Genomic DNA, 18,937 nt, shown 5'->3' with positions numbered 1-18,937 from the left:
CTGTTTATTAGTTATGATTTTTAGTTTGGGTATTAAAAAGGTTTTTTTGTAATGCCTGTAATGCGTTAGCCAGGTAGGCCATCGGTGAGTTCCAGTTTATCGCTATTTCGTTGGTTGCGTAGGACTTATCACTGTCTATAAAAGCCTCATCCGGGAAAAGCGAGGGCACCTGCACGCCATCCTGCATACCGGGATTGGGCCCACCGGAAAGCAAACCTGGGATAGGATCCTCTACCCCATCGGCTACCGATGGGCGGTGATGGGGGTGCATTACCGGTTTGCTACCGAAGCCGGTAACATAGCAATACCCCGTGCCGTTTCTGCCCAAAATATAATCGAGGTTAGCAAGAGCGTATTGCAGGTATTTTCTATTGTTAGTTAGCTTATAGGCTTTTATCAACAATATTCCCTGGTTGGCGGCATTGCTGTTGCTGCCCCAGTTGAATTTGATTTTAGATTTCGTCATCACGGTTTGATAAGCGTTACTGTCGGCACCTGCTATATAAGTATCGGCAAAGTTTAACAATCGCTCCTTTGTTTGCGATAGCTCGGGGTGACTGCCGATATCTGCTCCCATGTTTCGGGTAAGCGCGTAATAACCCATTACTTTTACGTTGCTCCAGGTAGGCACCTGCACTCTATCGTTTGCTGTGAAGCTCAGCCTGCTAAAATATTCAACCTTGCCGGTGGCGCTGTATAATTCGGCAGCCGCCCAAAAAAACTCATCGCTTACCATGCCATCGCCGTAGGTACCGGTAACCACCGAGGGTTTAAACTGGCGATTCATAGCATCTTGGTTGTATAGTGCCGCCGGGTTTTTAGCCGCCCATTGCCAGGCATATTCTGATGCTTTTATGCATGAATCTGCCAGCCCGGGCAAAGCCTGCGGGAACTTTTTAAAGATTCTTGATGCCTGTGCCATTACCGCGGCAAAGTCCAACGCGGCTGCGGTGCTTTTTTGCACCACATACCTCGCCGAATCGGCCTTATCCGGCATTACCATTTTATCAAAACGGGGATTGGTTAATTTATGATATACACCGCCATCGTTGGGATCCTGCATGGTGAGCATCCAGCGAAGGTTCCAAAGCACTTCGTCCAGCACATCGGGCAACCGGTTAGTACTTTCGGGGATATTCAGTTTAACGGTTTTCATATACGCCGGGAAATCTTCATATAAAGAAAGCAGCGTCGCCGTAGAGATCCCGCTGTTAACGATGTATTTGTTATAATCTCCGGCATCGTACCAGCCACGTGGCGAGGAAATCATTGTTCCCTCCGGCCGTTTTTCGGTAGCGGCAGACGGGTGGATCAGTACCTTATCATCCGGGTGCCCGGCTTGCCGGTGCCATTTATCGGCGTACTTTTCTTCAAGTGGTATTGAGGCCCGCTGGTAGTAAAAGGCCTTGATGGTTCCGTCGGCTACCGACTTCAGTGCGTTTGGTTTTATTTCAAAAGGATAAGAATCGCCTCTCCCGGGTAAGTTTACAACATATTTGCCCGGCAGGCTAAACGCCGAAAAGTTAGCTATAGCTGTGTAATTGCCGGAGAAAGCTGGCTGGTTCGAAGTCTTTAGCTCGCCGGTGAAAACGGTTTTACCGTTAAGTGTTTTAATGTGGAAATTACCGGTTTGCTGTGCAGTAATTACAGCTATTTTACCGGCTTTGGGATAAAAACCAATCTGGTTAAGGCGAATTATGCTTTTACCGCTCTGCGAGGGCACCTGTGCTTTAACAGGCATTTGCAAACATACGTTAGTTAGTAGCATCAAAATGGCAAGCACTCGTTTGTGAATCATATAGTAGGTATTGGTTTTGATAAAGGTAAGGCAAGCAACGCTTTGTACAATAATACTTTATTGTTATTTTATTACAAAAGGCTAATACTTTATTATCAACAAAAAAGGCCTGCACAGTTTATGTGCAGGCCTTCGCTTCAAATTCTTTCCTTGTTAATATAAGCGGTAACCCAGGCTTAAATTAAATAAACTTACGCGGGTTTTATAATTGGTACTGCCATCGTAGTAATTTTGTTTCGTAAGCCCTGCTTCGTAACGCAGATCGACGGATATTTTTTGGATATCCAGTCCGGCACCTACCTGTATCCCGAAATTAGAATCCTTGTAATCTAAACGGGATGCGCCGCCAACGGCACTCCCCAAATTGTTGTCTTTGTTAATAGCGAACGACAATAAGGGGCCACCATAAAACCGGCCGCCGATGCCTAACGCACCTACTTTAGCACCTATTAATAAGGGCACATCAATACTGGTGAATTTTGCAGTGCCTTTTGTGGTGGTGCTGGTGTTGATATCTACGTTTTTGCTGGTCAGGTAAATCTCCGGCTGAAAGTTGAATCCTAATGCGCCAAAACGTGCCCAAAAACCACCAAGGTAACCCGCACGATTATTACTGCTAAACGAGCTGCCGCCCGATGAAAGGCTTGTTAAATTTACGCCGCCCTTCACGCCAAACTGCACGCTTGGCAATACCTGCGCCTGCGCAGCTACGGCACCTGTTAAAACTATGGATAATGTGAGTAGTAACTTTTTCATAAGGTTATAATTTTTTAGTGTCAACAACAAAAATAAGCTTTTGTGTTATTAAAAATTGCTCAGAAGGAACAGAATGGGCTTTAATGGAAATATCCGGCGCGCCGTTGAAAATGGCGGGCCGGATACCTTGTAGATTCTGCAATAAATGTAATATAATAATCTAATAAGATGCAAATTTTATTATAATGACAATTTTCCCTGGTAATAATCTAAAATTTTGTTATAAATATAAACCGAGTATCGGGCGTTGATCAGGTTCAATTTTGCCCTGTCGAGATTGTTTTTGGCCAATACAAAATCTACCGAGGTAAGTACGCCCGCGTTAAAGCGGATCTCCGCGGTACGGAAAGATTCGGCATAGGCAGTAACCTGCTCCGTCAAAACATCGTACTTTTCATAAGCCGAGGTCATGTTTAAATACGCCTGCTCTACGTTTTGCCTTAACTGCACTTTGGTAGTTTGTTCTACATAAATATTGTTCTGCAGATCAATCTTCGCCAAAGCTACTTTGTTGCGTTTTTGGAGGTAACCCAATATTGGTACCCTTAAGCTGATGCCCACATTTGTACCACGATTGTTTTTAAACTGATCGACGTAGCTAACATCCTGCCCGGCAATTTGCCCCGAACTGGAGATGTTGGTTGATAAGCCACCGAACAACGATACTGTTGGGAATAGCCCGCCTTTTGCAACGCTCACGCCCTTTTCGGCGCTTTGTCGCCTTAAGGTAGCTGCCTTTACATAAGCCAGCTGATTTAAAGCGATATCATACACCTGGTCGGCGGAGTTTGACGTTTGTTTAGCAAGATCTTCGGCATTGATGGGTGCAAGCATAATGTTTTCCTTGTAAGGGATATTCAGGATCTGCAATAAACTCAGCTTGGAACCTTTTAAGGTTGCCACGGTGTTCACTACGTTCAATTGATTGTCGCCATAAGTACCTTTAAGATCATACAAATCTGACGGTTGCTTGTTAGCACCTTCTTTCTCTAGGATGTTTAAACGCTCCACCTGTTTTTTCGACACATCTAATTGATTCCGCACCTGGTTTAGCAGTTCGGTGTTATTCAGCACCAATAAATAAGCGGTGATAACGCTGATGGTAACCTGATCTTTAGCCTGCTGAAAATCCATTTTGCCAGCCTGATAGGCTAATGATGTTTGCTTGATGTTGTTTAGGTTTTGTAAACCGCTAAACAAGGTAAGGTCGCCGTTTAAATTGTAGTTACCAGATTTAAACGACTGGTTCACATACGTATTGGTAGATGGATCGATACCGCGACCACTGCTGATACTGTGGTCTACCTGGCCGCTGATGGCCGGCAAAAGGTATTCTTTTGCCTGGTTGGAGTTTACCTTGGCGGTTTGCAGCAACAGTTCGCTTTTTTTTACATCGAGGTTGTTTTTGATGGCAATATCGATGCATTGCTGCAGGTTAAGCGTAGTATCGGCAGTTTGGCTATGTGCCAGTGCCGGGATAGTTAGGGCTAAGCTAAAAAGTAAGTATTTATAGTATCGCATTTTGTGTTATAGTTCAGAATTTTTTTGAAGATTCAACCCTTCCATCCAACAGGTTAATGATGCGCGAACCATATTCCGCGTTTTTTTCCGAGTGCGTTACCTGGATGATGGTAACGCCATCTTCTTTGTTTAATTTACGGAACAGCTCCATAATTTCTTCGCCTTGTTTGGAGTTAAGGTTACCGGTAGGCTCATCGGCCAAAAGCAATTTTGGCTTGGCTATCAGCGCGCGGGCTATACCCACCAGCTGTTGTTGCCCGCCAGATAATTGTGCCGGGAAAAGGTCCTTTTTACCTACGATGTTAAAACGATCGAGCATATCTGCCACCATGGCCTTGCGTTCGCTGCCTTTTACATCCTGGTATATTAATGGGGTTTCAATGTTTTCGTAAACGGTTAACTCATCTATTAAATGGTAAGCCTGGAAAACGAAGCCGATGTATTGTTTGTATAAAGCAGAGCGCTGCTTTTCTTTCATTTGATGAACGGGCTGATCTACAAAGTAATGATATCCGGTTGATGGATCATCCAACATGCCGATGATATTGAGCAACGTAGATTTACCCGAACCGGATGGGCCCATGATAGATACAAACTCACCCTCATCAACATCAAGACTAATATCGTTGATAACGAAATTTTTGTTGCCGCCAACCTGGTAATACTTCGAAATATGCTGTAGTGATAACATTTTAACTGGTTAAGATTAATGGATAATTGTTTACTGGTTGCAATTTCTTAATTTGATTTTGGCATTAAAGTATCAATAACATACCAAAGTTATAAATTACTAACTATCAGTTATTTATAATTAAATTTAATTATAATACTGTACGCTTCTGTACAGCGGGGCGTTCGGTAATGATACAATGTGAGTGGTAAATAGAGAGTGGTGAATGGTTTTAACCTACTAAGCTTTGTAAAAACAAGTTGTGCGCTGATATTCCACAGCGCACAACTTGTTTTTCATACTCACTATTCACTATTCACTGCGCAAGCTCTTCACCGGGTTGCTGAGCGCGGCTTTAAAGGATTGGTATCCTACGGTGACGAAGGCAATGAGAATAGCCATCCCTCCTGCCAACAGGAACACCCACCAGGAAATATCTATGCGGTAGGCAAAATCCTGCAGCCAGGCGCTCATGGCGTACCATGCAAGCGGTGAAGATATAATAACTGCTATGAGTACCAACTTGAGGAAATCGGACGAGATAAGGCCTACAATGCTCATTACATTTGCACCCAAAACCTTGCGGATTCCTATCTCTTTAACGCGCTGGCGGGTGCTGAACACCGCTAAGCCGAATAAGCCCAGGCAGGAGATAAATATGGTAACCAGCGTAAAGGCTTGCAGAATGGAGCCAGTACGCTGGTCGGTTTTAAACATTTCTTCAAACTCATGGTCGAGGAAGTGGTACTCGAATGGCGAGTTGGGATAAAACTTGTGCCATTGCGCCTCCATAACTGCTATGGTAGCGGCGGTATTTTTGCCGTTGGTTTTTACCAGCAGCTTGCCAAACCAATCGTACTCGGGGAATATTACCAACGGTTCTATCTTTTGGTGTAAGGAAGAAAAATTAAAATCTTTAGCAACGGCTTTAATAGTGCCCGTTCGCCCGTTAAGCCCAATGTGCTTACCTATGGCTTGTTCAGGTTTCCAGCCCATGGCGGCAATGGCGGTTTCGTTTAAAATAAAACTGTATTGGCGCAGGCTATCTTTACGCACCTGCTGCTCATCGCCCAGGTCCAGGTCCCTGCCGGCAACCAGCGTCATGCCCATGGTTTTGATAAAGTTGCGCTCAATTGGGGCTGCCGTTACGGGCAGATTAAAATCGGAGTTTTTACCGTCGGCGCTGTTGATAGAATAGCCGCCACGCACGTTCACCGGCGAATTGTAGGAGGCCGTTGCGCCCGTAATACCGGGGTTTTGCGCTATTGCATTTTTAAAGGGCTCCAGGTTATTAAAAGGCATACCGCCAATATCAAGCACCATCACCTGCGAGCGGTCCATCCCGGTGTTCAGGTTTTGCATATATTTTAGCTGGTTGCCAGCTATCAGCGTACTGATAATAAAGAAAACCGATACGATGAATTGGAAAACCACCAGCGATTTGCGCAGCGTATTACCGCCTGCCGCCCCGGTAGACTTTGTTTTAAGTATCACCACCGGCTTAAACGCCGATAGATACAACGATGGATAAGTACCTGCTAACAGGGTGACTATAAAAAATAGGCCAAGTATTGCTGTAACCAACCATGTAATATTCCAGGTATTAAAATTGAGCGCCTGCCCGCTAAAATCGCTAAACGCCGGGAAGCAAAACGACGCAAAAACTACGCCTGCTATGAGCGATACGAGGGTAATGATACCCGCCTCGGTAATAAACTGGAAGAACAATTGCTTACGCTGCGCGCCCATAACTTTACGCACGCCAATCTCTTTAGAACGTTCGGCCGAGCGGGCGGTTACCAGATTCAGGAAGTTTACGCAGGCCAATACCAACAGTATAACGGCTACAATGCCCAGGATGTAGACGTATTTGATATTGCCCGAAGGTTCTAAACCACCGGCGGTAGAGTACAGGTGTATAGAGGTAAGCGGCTCCAGGTTATACCATATTTTTTCGCCGGCGGCCAGGTCGTTTTTGTAGAGGCTATCCAGGTAGGTGTTTATTTTCCTCTCGGTAGCTACCCTATCCGCGCTCGGTTTTAACAGTAGATAAGAGTAATCGTTTGCCGAGTCCCATTTGCGGATGAGCGAGCGCGGCATCATAGCGTAGCTGCCTACCATATCAAACTTTATCTGCGAGTACTCGGCCACATCTTCTACCACTCCGGTAACCATCATGTTGTTGGTTCCATCTACCTTTAAAATTTTGCCGATGGGGTTATCGGCACCAAAATATTTAGTGGCTGTGGAAGCCGTGATCACTATAGATGATGAATTGCCCAAAGCAGAGCCCGCATCGCCGGATATGAATTTGAAACTGAAGATCTTAAAGAACGATCCGTCGGCCATCAGCACGTTTTTCTCTTTAAAAAGCTTATCGCCAAACTGAACGATGGCGGGGCGCATGTCCGAATAATCTATAATGCGTACTCCGTCTTCAACATCGGTTAGCTGTTGTTTAAAAACCGGCACCGGCGCGGTTGGCGTTACTGCTATAGTATTCACTTCGTTATAATCCGGCGATTTGTGGTTTTGGATGATGCGCACTATCCTATCCGCTTTCTGGTGGAAACGATCGTACCTAAGCTCGTTGATGAGGTAAGTCGCCAATAGCAAAAAGCAGCAGATTCCTACTGCCAGCCCCGCTATACTGATGAAGGACGTTGCCTTGTTTTGCAACAAATTACGCCATGCTGTTTTTAAATAATTTTTTATCATTATGCAGTAAATTCTAATTTCTAAATACTAAATCCGAAATCGAACATTCGAAATCCGAAATCTCTTTTATTCGCTCCGCAAACTCTTCACCGGGTTGGCTATGGCTGCTTTTACTGATTGAAAACTGATGGTTAGCAAGGCAATGATTACCGATAGCAAGGCTACGAATAGAAACGTGCCCCAGGTGATGCTGATATGGTAGGCAAAATCTTTCAACCACAAATTCATAGCGTACCATGCTAGCGGCCAGGCTATAAGGTTTGATATCATCACTAATTTTATAAAATGGCCGGATAATAACATTACAATATTTTTCACCGATGCGCCCAGTACTTTGCGCACCCCTATTTCTTTCACCCGTTTTTCGGCAGAGAAAGATGCGAGGCCAAATAGGCCAAGGCAGGATATCAAAATGGCCAAACCGGCCAGTATCCCCACAATTTTGCTCACCTGGTTATCGGCTCGGTAAACCTCCGCAAAATGGTCGTCCAAAAACTGGTATTCAAACGGGTGGTCGGGGTTAATTTGCTTCCAGGTAGCTTTGATGAACTCAATGGCCTCTTTTGATTTGCCCGCATTTATTTTTACCGAAACCTTGCGGAATCCCCATTCACTTTGATTTACGAGGAATAGGTTTTCTACCTTATAATGCATCGAATTAAAATTAAAGTTTTTGGACACACCGGTAATTACGCCAAGCGAATCGAAGCCGAAGCGCTGCCCTATCAACGAAGCGCGTGTAGCCCCGGGATGATCTTTTAAGAGTTCGTCGGCCATGGCTTCATTCACAATGTATTCACGACCGTTTTGAGATTTTTCGGTAGAAAAGTTTTTGCCTTGCGACAATTTGATGTTATAAACGTTGAGATAATCGTTATCAACAATAAGCTGCGTGGCCGCCAAATCCTTCTTTGGAGAATCTTTATACTGAAACGTAACACCATTTTGATCTAAATGGCTGCCAAGTTGGTCTTGCGAAGCAGTTACACCGGCAACAAGTGTGTTGTTTAATAGTTGCTGTTTAAACAGCTGGTAGCCTTTGCCCGAAATTCTATCCAGCGGAATGGTAACCATTTGCTCGCGGGTAAAGCCGGGGTCTTTAGCCTGCATAAATTTAAGCTGCTTCACCACAAATACGGTGGCTATCATCAGGAAAACAGCACTGGTAAACTGGCCAACCACCAACACGTTGCGCAAAGCCCCTTTGTTCTTGCCGGTTTCTACCGATCCCTTTAAAACCTTAACCGGCTTAAAGGAGGAAAGGAACAAAGCAGGATAAATACCCGAAATGAAGCCCACCAAAATAGTCCCCACCAAAATGAGCGGCAGGAATAATGGCTGGCTGAAAACAGGCAGCGAAATGCCGCGAAGGCTGAGGTTATTTACGTAGGGTAAAGCAAGCTCTACCAATATAATAGCAAACACCAGCGCCAGTAAGGATAACAAAATGGTTTCGCCAAGGAACTGCAAAGCCAATTGGGGCCTGTTTGCACCTATAGATTTACGTATGCCCACCTCTTTCGCCCTATCAGCAGAGCGTGCTGTAGAAAGGTTCATGAAGTTTACGCAGGCGATAACGAGCACAATAATAGCTATGATGGCGAATAGGTTGGTCGATTTCTGGTCGAACTTTTGAAAGTTGAGGTAATCCAGCCCGATGTCTGTAGAACCTGCATGTATGTCTTTCAGCGGGAGGTAAAATAGTTCATAATATTTCCAGCCGTCGCCATTGAGGTGTTTTTTTAAGAAACCCGGCATCTTAGCTTCAAAGGATTTCAAATCGGCTCCGGGCGACATTTTAAAGTAGGTATTTAACCAGTTACCGCCCCAGTTATCCATCCATTTTTGATGGATGCCCGGCAAAGAGTATAAGGCATCAAATTGTAGCTGGGAGTTTTTTGGCACATTAGCCATCACGGCTGTTACGGTAAACTTAAGCGTATCGCCACCGTAATGGTTTATTATTTTGCCGATGGGATCCTCCTTACCAAAAAGTTTTTGGGCAGTTTCCTCGGTAATGGCAATGCTGTTTGGTTTGGTTATCGCCGCAAGTGCATCGCCTTTTATCACCTTAAAATTAAATATATTAAAAAAAGAAGGGTCGACGGCAAAAACCTCGGGTACAAATATTCTTTTCTCGTTGTAGGTGAACTGATATTTATCGTCCCATTTTATACGGGTGTAATCCTTCACTTCAGGAAACTCTGCCTTGATAGCCGGTGCCATCGGGAACATAGATAAGGCTACCTTTTGAGGTGCGGCTAATCCGGGCCACTTTTGTACCTCATTCAGCCTTACAATGTTTTCGCCATGAAAACTGTCGAAGCTTTTCTCGTACGATACAAATAGCAGTATCACAATGCAGGCAGCCATACCCACGGCAAGCCCAACGATATTGATAACAGAGGAAACTTTATTCTTCCACAGATTGCGCCAGGCGACCTTAAAATAGTTTTTATACATTGATTACACAGATTATATTTTGTGATTACGCAGATTTATTTAGTTGATGGATGACAGTTCATGGTAATTCCTGTAGTCCTTTTACTTTGAACCATGAACTATGAACACTATTCCGACTTCAAGCTCTTTACCGGGTTTACCAGCGCGGCTTTTAAGGCTTTGTAGCTCACGGTAAGCCATGCTATCCCCATAGATCCTACTATCGCCAGCAAAAATACGCCTGCGGTTAATGGGATGCGGTAAGCAAAATTCTGCAGCCATTGCGACATCAGATACCAAGCGGTTGGCATGGCAATTAAAAAGGCGATCCCTATCAGCAATAAAAACTCTTTGGAGAACATGAAAACAATATTGGCTACAGACGCGCCCAATACCTTTCTTACACCAACTTCCTTGGTGCGTTGCACAGCCATGTACGATACCAGGCCGTACAAGCCAAGGCAGGAAATAAAGATGGCAATACCGGCAAAGATCTTGTAAACCAGCGCAAGCTTGTTCTCCTGCTCATAAAATTTAGCGATTTTTTCATCAAGGAAATAGCCACTGTAAGCATACTCGGGATAGGTTTTCTCCCACAGGGCCTTAACGGCAGCTGTTGTTTTCGACAGGCTTGTTGTCTGAATTTTTACGGCCGCCTGCCCTTCATATTCCTTTTGCGTTAAAATAACAATGGGTCTAACAGCATCGCGCAAAGAATTGGTTTTAAAATCCTTAACCACTCCAATAATATTTGCCCACTTTTTAGCGCCGCCCAACTTAAACGTTTTGCCAATAGCGTCCCCTGCGTTTTTTACGCCCAGTTTGTGTACCAATGTTTCGTTAACAACTACCTGGCGGGTAGTATCACTTAGGTCGAAACCTCCGCCTGCGGCAAATTTAAAACCAAAGGTTTTAAAGTAATCCGCATCGGCAAACTTCATGAAAACGCCGAAGGTAGCGCCTTTCATATCGTTGTTATAATAAAAGTTGGATCCCCAGTTGTTATCAGATGATGGCGCATCAGAAGTAAAGCTCACCGATTTTACCTGCGGATTTTGCAATAGTTGCTGTTTAAAGGTTTGCATTTTGCCCAGGCTGATACTGTCGGTATAACCGGGTAGTATTAGTACAGCGCTTTTGTTGAATCCGAGGTCGGCATCGTTTACATAGTTCATTTGTTTTACCGCAACCAAAGTGCCGATGATCAATAATTGCGCGATAAAGAATTGGCCGACAACCAATGCCCTGCGCAGTGGGATGCCGCCAACGGAAGCTGCTGTGATTTTGTTTTTGATGGCCAGTATTGGCTTAAAGCCCGATACGACGAGTGCGGGATAGATGCCGGAAAGTATAATAACCGCGATGGTTGTCAATGCCAAAAACATCATTGTTCCAGCGTTAAACAAGCGGATATTATCCGGCACGGTGGCGATATTTTTGAGGTATGGCAGAGCAAGTTCTGCTATTGCGACTGCAATTGCAACCGAAAATACCACAATAAGCGTGGTTTCGCCAAGTACCTGCGAGATCAGTTGTTTCCTGGTGCTACCCAATACCTTACGGATGCCTACCTCTTTTGACCGGCTTACCGATTGCGCGGTAGACAAGTTAATAAAGTTGATGGACGCCATAACGATGATCAACACGGCAATAAGCCCCAATATGCGCAAGGTTGCCATGCTGGTGCTGTGGTCGCCAATGGTGTTACCGAAACGGGTATCAAAGTGCATATCACTTAATGGCTGTAAAAAATGGGCACGGGTTACCTTAGTTTTATCCTTTGCGAATTTTGCGGTGAAGCGTACCAACTGCTTATCCATATTGGCGGCCGTCATATTTTGCGGCAGCTCGGCAAATATCTGGTGATTGCTGCTTAGTGAGCCCCATTCATGGGAGTAATTATAATCTTTAGGATGCTCTTTCCAGGTAGTGTAGGATACCATCACCTTCAGCGGGAAATCGCTGTTATCAGGCGCGTCGCCAATAATGCCGGCAACACGCAGGGTTAAAACGTTATCCATTTTCAGGGTTTTACCCATGGCCTGTTTCCAGTTGCCGAAGTATTTAGTGGCCGTGCTTTGGGCTATCACCACCATGTTTGGCTGGTCTAAAGCACTTTTATCTCCTGCCAGCCAATCAGAATGGAAGATATCGAAGAACTGCGGTTCCATAAAAAACACGCCAACGTCTTCGCTGAATTTTTTATCGTTCAAGGCGTTGTTTGGGTCGTTACCCGGAACAGTTAATTGGCTGCCATAGCTGGAGTTTAAGGCAGCAAACTTTACCTGCGGAAAGTCGATCCGCAAGGCATCGAGAGCCGGTACGGATACGCCGGGATTATAAGTGGTACCGTCCTCGCCTATTTGCTTAGTAGCCACATGGTACAGACTTTTATAGTTCGTAAAACCGGTGTTAAAGCTCAACTCGAACTGCAGGATAACAAATATGAGCAGACAGGCTGCGATGCCCACGCTTAAACCAGAAATATTTATGATGGAATAACCTTTATGGCGGAGAATGTTGCGCCAGGCTATTTTAAAGTAATTTTTTAACATACAAACCGATTTTGCCTTAACGTAGTTAAAAGCTATACCAGTTTTATAAGTATTTAATTATAAGTGATTTACAAAGATAAGAAAAGTGTCCGTATGTACGCAAGTGTAACAGTGTGTGTTCGGTTATGATACACTTGTTGAGTGGAGAATAGTGAGTAGTAGTAGAGAATAGAGAGTGGTGAATAGTGAGTGGTGGTTGGGGTCAAAACAATTCACCACTCACCACTGACTATTCATTACTCACCACACCCCTAGTACCCGAAATACTTAATATAAGTATCCAGATCCTTATCTCCCCTGCCCGACAGACAGATCACTACATTATCGCCTTTATCAAATACCATTTTCTCCAAATAGGCCAGCGCGTGCGCGGTTTCTATGGCAGGGATAATGCCTTCCATTTGCGAGCACAGCAAGCCCGCCTGCAGCGCCTCATCATCGGTAATGCTTACGTATTTGGCACGGTTTACTTTATACAAATGTGCATGCTGCGGACCTATGCCGGGATAATCCAACCCTGCAGATATGGAATACGGTTCTTCCACCTGCCCATCGGCTGTTTGCATCAGTATGGTACGGCTGCCGTGTAAAACGCCCTCGCGGCCAAGAAAAGTGGTTGCTGCCGAGTGGCCGCTCTCTACACCTTTGCCTGCTGCTTCAACCGCTACTAATTTCACATCCTCATCGTCCAAAAAATGGTAAAACATACCCATGGCATTGCTGCCGCCCCCTACACAAGCCATTACATATTGTGGTAACTCATTGCCGGTTTGCTCCAGCAGTTGTTTTTTTGCTTCGAGGGAAATGATGGATTGGAATTTGGCCACCATATCCGGGTAAGGATACGGGCCAACTACCGAGCCGATGATATAATGGGTATCAACCGGGTTGCCTATCCAGTCGCGCATGGCCTCGTTGGTGGCATCTTTAAGGGTTTTACTGCCTGATGTTGCCGGTATTACCCTGGCACCCAGCATCTTCATGCGAGATACGTTGGGTGCCTGGCGTGCCATGTCTATTTCGCCCATGTATACTATACACTCGATGCCTTTAAGCGCACAAACAGTAGCCGTAGCCACGCCATGCTGCCCGGCCCCAGTTTCAGCGATGATGCGTTTTTTGCCTAGGCGTTCAGCTAAAAGTATCTGCCCGATGGCATTGTTTATTTTATGCGAACCAGTATGGTTCAGGTCTTCCCGTTTGAAGAAAATGTTCGCTCCGTATTTTTCCGAATAGCGTTTGGCATGGTATAAAGGCGACGGGCGGCCCACATAATCGCGCAGCAGCTGGTCAAACTCGGCTATAAAGCTCGGGTCGTTCATTATCTTCACGTATTCCTGGCGCAGTTCCTCTACGTTAGGGTAAAGCATTTCGGGGATATACGCCCCGCCAAAATCTCCGTAATAGCCCTGTTCGTTAACTCCGTACTTCATTTGTTATTGAATGTTTTTATAATATTAAATGCTTCTTTAAGCTTATCTACATCTTTTAAAGCCGGGGCCGATTCGAACCTGCTGTTCATATCAACACCATACAGCATAGGGTGTTTGATGCTACCCACTTCAGCCAAATTCTCCAGGCTTAACCCGCCCGATAAAAAGAAAGGCACATCGCCCGTGTATTTATTCAGCACTTCCCATTTAAAGGTTTTGCCCGAGCCGCCATGTGCTACCGTTTTGGTATCGAACAGGAAATAATCTACTTTGTTAGCGTAATTTTCCAATCGGCTAAAATCAAAATCCTCATTTACACCAAAAGCTTTGATAACGGTCACTTTGGTGCGGAACATGGCGCAGTTATCCGGGGTTTCGGCACCATGCAACTGAATGGCCTCGAAACCATATTTATTCATCGTTTTGTTGATGCGCTCTACCGAGGCATTTACAAACACTCCAGTTTTAAGGATATTATCTGGCAGGGTTGCCAAAATATCTTCGTCAAGCTCCCCAATAAAGCGCGGCGACCTGCTATAACAGATAAAGCCCATATAATCGGGCGATAGTGCCGCTACGGCTTCGATATTATCCGGGTGTTTTAAACCACAAATCTTTATCTTCATATTAGCTCGCAATCAAAGTTTTAAAGCTTCGCAGCGCTTTTTTGCTGGTGAGCGATTCCTCTGCCTCGTAAAAACTATCTGCAAATGTTTTGCCGGGCGAAATGGTTTTAATGGCCATTGCCGCGTTTGACAACACTACGTTGGCTTGCGCTTTTGTAGCTTCGTCATTAAGCACCTTCATAAATATGTCTGCCGAATCGCCAACGGTATGCCCGCCGGTTATTTCGTTCTCGTTCAGTTTGGCAAAGCCGAGGCTTTCTATGGTATTCATCTTTTCGCCTTCGCCGGAGAAAGTTTTAAAATCGCAGGTGAGCGAAATCTCATCGTAGCCGTCTAAGGCGTTTAGGATGGTATATTTAATACCCGATTTTTGGTACAGGTAAGCATAAACCCTCGCCAGTTCCAGGTTAAATACACCTACCAACTGGTTACCCGGTTTTGCGGGGTTTACCAATGGGCCAAGCATATTAAAAAAGGTTTTCACGCCCAATTCCCTGCGGATAGGCGCCACAGTTTTCATAGCCGGATGGAAAAGCGGCGCGTGCAAGAAGCAGATATTTGCTTTATCAATGCTGCGTTTGAGGGCATCGGTATTGTTGGTGAACACATAGCCCAAATGCTCCATTACGTTGGATGAACCGCAGCCCGAAGAAACGCCGTAGTTGCCGTGTTTGGCCACCTTATAACCTGCCCCCGCTACCACGAATGACGCAAGGGTAGAGATATTAAATGTATCCTTGCCATCGCCGCCGGTGCCGCAAAGGTCGATAAGTTCACCGGTTTCCAGGTCGATAGGCAGGCAAAGTTCTAGCATCGCATCGCGGAAACCTTCCAGTTCGTTCACTGTGATGCTGCGCATACAATAGGCAGTCATAAAGGCGGCCATTTGCGAATTATTGTATTTACCCAGTGCGATGTTCTTCAAAATTTCTTTCGATTGCTCACGGCTAAAGGTTTTGTGTTCAAAAAGATGGTTAAGTATCTGTTTCATGTTAGGGCATAAAAAAAGGGCTACCTTGCGGCAACCCTTCTGTATATCTGTAAAAAACAAAAAATGAGGCTGCCTTACGAGTTTTCGTTAAGCCACCACCAATTGTTGTTTAATGCTATTGTTTTCATTTGTTAAGGCAAATATGGAAATACTTTTCACTAAAAGCAAGCGGAATGATGTTTTTACAAAAGCAAATGCGTTTAAATTTTATTGAGCTGTCGGCTTAGGTGTGCTACTTTTAAATGTGGAACACTTATTTTAAGACCATATTGATTATCAGTATTTTACAGTTTTTTGTGAAACACTTTGGAACACCCCTATACTTTAGATGATATTTATAAATAGTTTATTATGAACAATGTATATATTTTACGTCGAAATAAAAAAACACAATAAAACACTTTTGTAAAACACCAGATATAAGCTCACCAAGGCCGGGATGCCCTTAAAATGTAAAGGAATTTCTGTAAAATTGCTCATACATCTATCCACACATTTTTCATAGGTAGTTATTGAATTAAAGATGGACCGCATTTAATTCAAGATTGCTTTTTTATTCAATTTAATTATTACCAGATGTCCATACGCGAACAAAAGATAAATCCAGAAAACGACCTTGGTTTTGGCCCACAGCCGGTTATCAAAAGCCAGCCGCTTATCAACAAAGATGGTTCGGTGAATGTGCGGCGTAAAGGGCTGGCATTTTTTAATACAGCCGATAATTACCACACCCTTATTAAAATGAGTTGGGGCAAGTTCTGGCTCATCGTACTGAGCGGCTATCTTTTTGCCAACTTGTTTTTTGCTACCATATACGTGTCCATAGGTATGAATAGCCTGGATGGTGCAACCGGCATTACGCCTTACGGCCGTTTTTTAGACGCGTTCTTCTTTTCGGCACAAACCATATCTACCGTGGGCTACGGGCACATCAGTCCGCGGGGCGTGGTGGCAAACAGCGTTGCGGCTATCGAATCCATGATGGGTTTGCTGGCTTTCGCGTTAGCTACGGGTTTGCTTTACGGACGTTTTTCTAAGCCATCGGCTAAAATTGTGTACAGCGATAACCTGCTGGTAAGCCCCTACCAGGAAAGCGGCAAAGGACTGATGTTCCGGATCTCCAACCTGCGGAAGAATGTTTTAATAGATCTGGGCATCGAGGTCATCTTCTCCTATAACGAGATAGTGAACGGAAAAGCCACCCGTCGGTTCTTCCCGCTGGAACTGGAGCGCTCTAACGTAAGCATCCTCACCCTCAACTGGACAATAGTACACCCCCTTGATGAGAACAGTCCCCTCGCCGAAATTACGCCCGATGAACTGGAACGCACGCAGGCTTCGTTCTCGGTGCTGCTAAAAGCCTTTGATGACACGTTCTCTCAAACCGTACACTCCCGCACCTCTTACACCTACGCCGATATGGTATGGGATGCTAAATTTGTACCGATGTTTGAACGGGATGAAGATGGCAGGATTGTATTGGATATGAGCAAGATAAGCTTGTTTGGTTCAGTGGTTCAATAGTTCAGCGATGGTAAAGCCAAACATCCTACATTATGTCATCGAACCAGCGTGTGGTTGGTGGTGCGTGAAAGGCGAGCGTGAGAAATCTTATAAGCCATGCATCCAAGCTTTTTATATGACCGCGCATTGCCCAAGCAGGGCGTACAAGTTCCCTCCTCGCCCCCGCACACACTCCACCGCAGCTCGTTCGGGATGACATGGTGGGTTTGTTCAATACAAAAAGATAAAGGAAGTCCAACAACCCACCAGTGAACTATTGAACTATTGAACTAAAGCATTTCTCTCCTTTGCAAAAACCTTATACACCTGCCTATCTAAAAAAGCAGGGAAGAATTTGCTGAGGAAAACGGTGAGTTTGCCCTGTGTGGTCATTATGAGTGTGCGGGTGCGGCCCTCCACGCCATCGGCTATAATGGTTGCCACCTCTTCAGATGTCATCATTTTATTTTCTTCCAGTGTACTTTCGCCCTGCTCTTTGCCACTTTTATCGAGCGCCGTATTGCGGATGTTGGATGCTGTAAAGCCAGGGCAAGCCACCATAATGTGTACGCCTGTTTTCAGGTTTTCTACGCGCAGGGCGTCTAAAAAACCATTCATGGCATATTTACTGGCGGAATAGCCGGCACGACCCGGCAGGCCCTTATAACCTGCTATGGACGACACGCCCACTATGCTGCCTTTTGTTTTGGTGATCTCGGGGAGGGCGTATTTGGTGCAGTATACAGTGCCCCAAAAGTTTACGTCCATCAGGCTTTTTAAAACCTTTAGGTCAACATCTTTAAAAAGCGCGCGCATACTGATACCGGCGTTATTGATAAGCACATCTACCCTACCGAAGGTTGATACGGCTTGCTTGATCAGCATGGCGCAGTCCTGTTCAACCGTAACATCGCATTGTACAGCAACGGCCTTTACTTTTTGATGAGTTTCAATATTTTGAGCGATGGTGCACAAATTCACGTAATGCCTTGCTCCTAAAACCAGGTTGGCGCCGCGATTGGCAAATTCTATGGCGAGGGCTTTACCGATACCAGATGAGGCACCGGTGATAACAATTACCTTATTTTTCAAGTTCATATTTCGGGGCAAATATCTGCTGTACGTCCGGCATCTTGATCTCCGGCATACGGAACATATATTTGGCAGCGAATATAATCATAGCACCATAAAAATGCCTGATGTAGCTCCAGGTAAATTTTGAGCCCAGGTGCTTCCTATAGTTAAGAATATAGGTTTTGGGGTAATAGTAATTTTTATATCCCGCAAGGCGGATGCGGTAAGATAAGTCGATATCATGCCCGAACATCGCTAAACGCTCATCAAGCTCACCCACCTCGTTCAATACCGATCTGCGCAATAACATAAAAGCGCCGTTGATCACGTCAACCTCGGCGGTTTCAAATTCATCAACCCAGTTATTGTTCTCGTGCTTATACAACCTCGATTTTACAAAGTGTTTTGCCAGGCCGGTAAGTTTAAAGAAGTTTTCCCATGCCTTGTTAAAGCCCCTGCGCGATACATGCAAGAAGCGCCCCTGCGGGTTTAGCATACGCACGCCAACACCGCCGGCATCGGTATGCTCATCCATAAATGCCAGTGTGCCATCCAGCGCGTTGCTGGCTGTAATTGTATCCGCATTGACCATTAAAACATACTGTCCGTTTGCTTTTGCAAGCCCCAGGTTGCGGCTTTTGGCGATACCCAATTGCTTCTCATTCAGGATGGCGTGGGCCTTTGGGAACTCCGTTTCCAGCATTTTTACCGAACGATCTGTAGACGCATCGTCAACCACAATTAATTCATAATCAATATGCTTACAAGCTTTAGTTAAAGAGCTAAGCGAAGCCTTCAACAAAGCGCACATATTGTAATTAACTACAATAACAGAGAGTTTCATAAGCAA

13 protein-coding genes are annotated in these 18,937 nt (G+C 45.0%); 1 reads left to right on the top strand and 12 read right to left on the bottom strand.

The features are described from left to right. Positions 1–7 precede the first annotated feature (7 nt). The 10 genes from EPL05_RS15415 to trpD all read right to left on the bottom strand — a co-directional run bounded on the left by EPL05_RS15415 (position 8) and on the right by trpD (position 15,510). On the bottom strand, positions 8–1,798 hold the full coding sequence (locus EPL05_RS15415) for a glycoside hydrolase family 9 protein (RefSeq protein ID WP_128534873.1): 1,791 nt from the start codon (positions 1,796–1,798) through the stop codon (positions 8–10). 153 nt (positions 1,799–1,951) lie between these two features. Then, positions 1,952–2,554, bottom strand: a complete 603-nt coding sequence (locus EPL05_RS15410; RefSeq protein ID WP_128534872.1) for a porin family protein — start codon at positions 2,552–2,554, stop codon at positions 1,952–1,954. 180 nt (positions 2,555–2,734) lie between these two features. Beyond that, complete coding sequence (locus tag EPL05_RS15405; protein ID WP_128534871.1) at positions 2,735–4,075, bottom strand: TolC family protein; 1,341 nt, start codon at positions 4,073–4,075, stop codon at positions 2,735–2,737. 13 nt (positions 4,076–4,088) lie between these two features. Beyond that, positions 4,089–4,766, bottom strand: a complete 678-nt coding sequence (locus EPL05_RS15400; RefSeq protein ID WP_128534870.1) for an ABC transporter ATP-binding protein — start codon at positions 4,764–4,766, stop codon at positions 4,089–4,091. Positions 4,767–5,057: 291 nt separating this feature from the next. Next, positions 5,058–7,463: an ABC transporter permease gene (locus EPL05_RS15395; RefSeq protein ID WP_128534869.1), complete on the bottom strand. Its 2,406-nt coding sequence runs from the start codon at positions 7,461–7,463 to the stop codon at positions 5,058–5,060. A gap of 66 nt (positions 7,464–7,529) precedes the next feature. Further along, positions 7,530–9,926, bottom strand: a complete 2,397-nt coding sequence (locus EPL05_RS15390; RefSeq protein ID WP_128534868.1) for an ABC transporter permease — start codon at positions 9,924–9,926, stop codon at positions 7,530–7,532. A 107-nt stretch (positions 9,927–10,033) separates the two neighbouring features. Next, positions 10,034–12,460, bottom strand: coding sequence for an ABC transporter permease (locus EPL05_RS15385; RefSeq protein ID WP_128534867.1), 2,427 nt, complete (start codon positions 12,458–12,460; stop codon positions 10,034–10,036). 251 nt (positions 12,461–12,711) lie between these two features. Continuing rightward, positions 12,712–13,893 (bottom strand): tryptophan synthase subunit beta, encoded by a 1,182-nt coding sequence (gene trpB / locus EPL05_RS15380; RefSeq protein ID WP_128534866.1) that lies wholly within the window; start codon positions 13,891–13,893, stop codon positions 12,712–12,714. Next, the gene (locus EPL05_RS15375) at positions 13,890–14,519 is read right to left on the bottom strand and encodes a phosphoribosylanthranilate isomerase (protein WP_128534865.1); all 630 of its coding nucleotides are present in this window, start codon (positions 14,517–14,519) and stop codon (positions 13,890–13,892) included. Before EPL05_RS15375 ends, trpB begins: the two co-directional genes overlap by 4 nt. Position 14,520: 1 nt before the next feature. Continuing rightward, a complete protein-coding gene (trpD, locus tag EPL05_RS15370) occupies positions 14,521–15,510 on the bottom strand; it encodes an anthranilate phosphoribosyltransferase (protein ID WP_128534864.1) in 990 nt (329 codons plus the stop codon). A gap of 576 nt (positions 15,511–16,086) precedes the next feature. Here trpD and EPL05_RS15365 point away from each other — a divergent pair. Beyond that, positions 16,087–17,034, top strand: a complete 948-nt coding sequence (locus tag EPL05_RS15365) for an ion channel (RefSeq protein ID WP_128534863.1) — start codon at positions 16,087–16,089, stop codon at positions 17,032–17,034. A 261-nt stretch (positions 17,035–17,295) separates the two neighbouring features. Here EPL05_RS15365 and EPL05_RS15360 read toward each other — a convergent pair whose 3' ends face one another. Then, on the bottom strand, positions 17,296–18,111 hold the full coding sequence (locus EPL05_RS15360) for an SDR family oxidoreductase (protein WP_128534862.1): 816 nt from the start codon (positions 18,109–18,111) through the stop codon (positions 17,296–17,298). Then, positions 18,095–18,931: a glycosyltransferase family 2 protein gene (locus EPL05_RS15355; RefSeq protein ID WP_128534861.1), complete on the bottom strand. Its 837-nt coding sequence runs from the start codon at positions 18,929–18,931 to the stop codon at positions 18,095–18,097. The genes EPL05_RS15360 and EPL05_RS15355 overlap by 17 nt, the downstream gene beginning before the upstream one ends. Positions 18,932–18,937: the final 6 nt, after the last annotated feature.

The sequence above is a fragment of the Mucilaginibacter gilvus genome, assembly GCF_004054195.1.
Classification (GTDB): domain Bacteria; phylum Bacteroidota; class Bacteroidia; order Sphingobacteriales; family Sphingobacteriaceae; genus Mucilaginibacter; species Mucilaginibacter gilvus.
This window is presented reverse-complemented; position numbering and strand designations above follow the sequence as displayed.

Bases quoted from the DNA above. Each gene is read 5' to 3' on its own strand.
- EPL05_RS15415 (WP_128534873.1), bottom strand. From the start codon at position 1,798: ATGATTCACAAACGAGTGCTTGCCATTTTGATGCTACTAACTAACGTA.
- EPL05_RS15410 (WP_128534872.1), bottom strand. From the start codon at position 2,554: ATGAAAAAGTTACTACTCACATTATCCATAGTTTTAACAGGTGCCGTA.
- EPL05_RS15405 (WP_128534871.1), bottom strand. From the start codon at position 4,075: ATGCGATACTATAAATACTTACTTTTTAGCTTAGCCCTAACTATCCCG.
- EPL05_RS15400 (WP_128534870.1), bottom strand. From the start codon at position 4,766: ATGTTATCACTACAGCATATTTCGAAGTATTACCAGGTTGGCGGCAAC.
- EPL05_RS15395 (WP_128534869.1), bottom strand. From the start codon at position 7,463: ATGATAAAAAATTATTTAAAAACAGCATGGCGTAATTTGTTGCAAAAC.
- EPL05_RS15390 (WP_128534868.1), bottom strand. From the start codon at position 9,926: ATGTATAAAAACTATTTTAAGGTCGCCTGGCGCAATCTGTGGAAGAAT.
- EPL05_RS15385 (WP_128534867.1), bottom strand. From the start codon at position 12,460: ATGTTAAAAAATTACTTTAAAATAGCCTGGCGCAACATTCTCCGCCAT.
- trpB (WP_128534866.1), bottom strand. From the start codon at position 13,893: ATGAAGTACGGAGTTAACGAACAGGGCTATTACGGAGATTTTGGCGGG.
- EPL05_RS15375 (WP_128534865.1), bottom strand. From the start codon at position 14,519: ATGAAGATAAAGATTTGTGGTTTAAAACACCCGGATAATATCGAAGCC.
- trpD (WP_128534864.1), bottom strand. From the start codon at position 15,510: ATGAAACAGATACTTAACCATCTTTTTGAACACAAAACCTTTAGCCGT.
- EPL05_RS15365 (WP_128534863.1), top strand. From the start codon at position 16,087: ATGTCCATACGCGAACAAAAGATAAATCCAGAAAACGACCTTGGTTTT.
- EPL05_RS15360 (WP_128534862.1), bottom strand. From the start codon at position 18,111: ATGAACTTGAAAAATAAGGTAATTGTTATCACCGGTGCCTCATCTGGT.
- EPL05_RS15355 (WP_128534861.1), bottom strand. From the start codon at position 18,931: ATGAAACTCTCTGTTATTGTAGTTAATTACAATATGTGCGCTTTGTTG.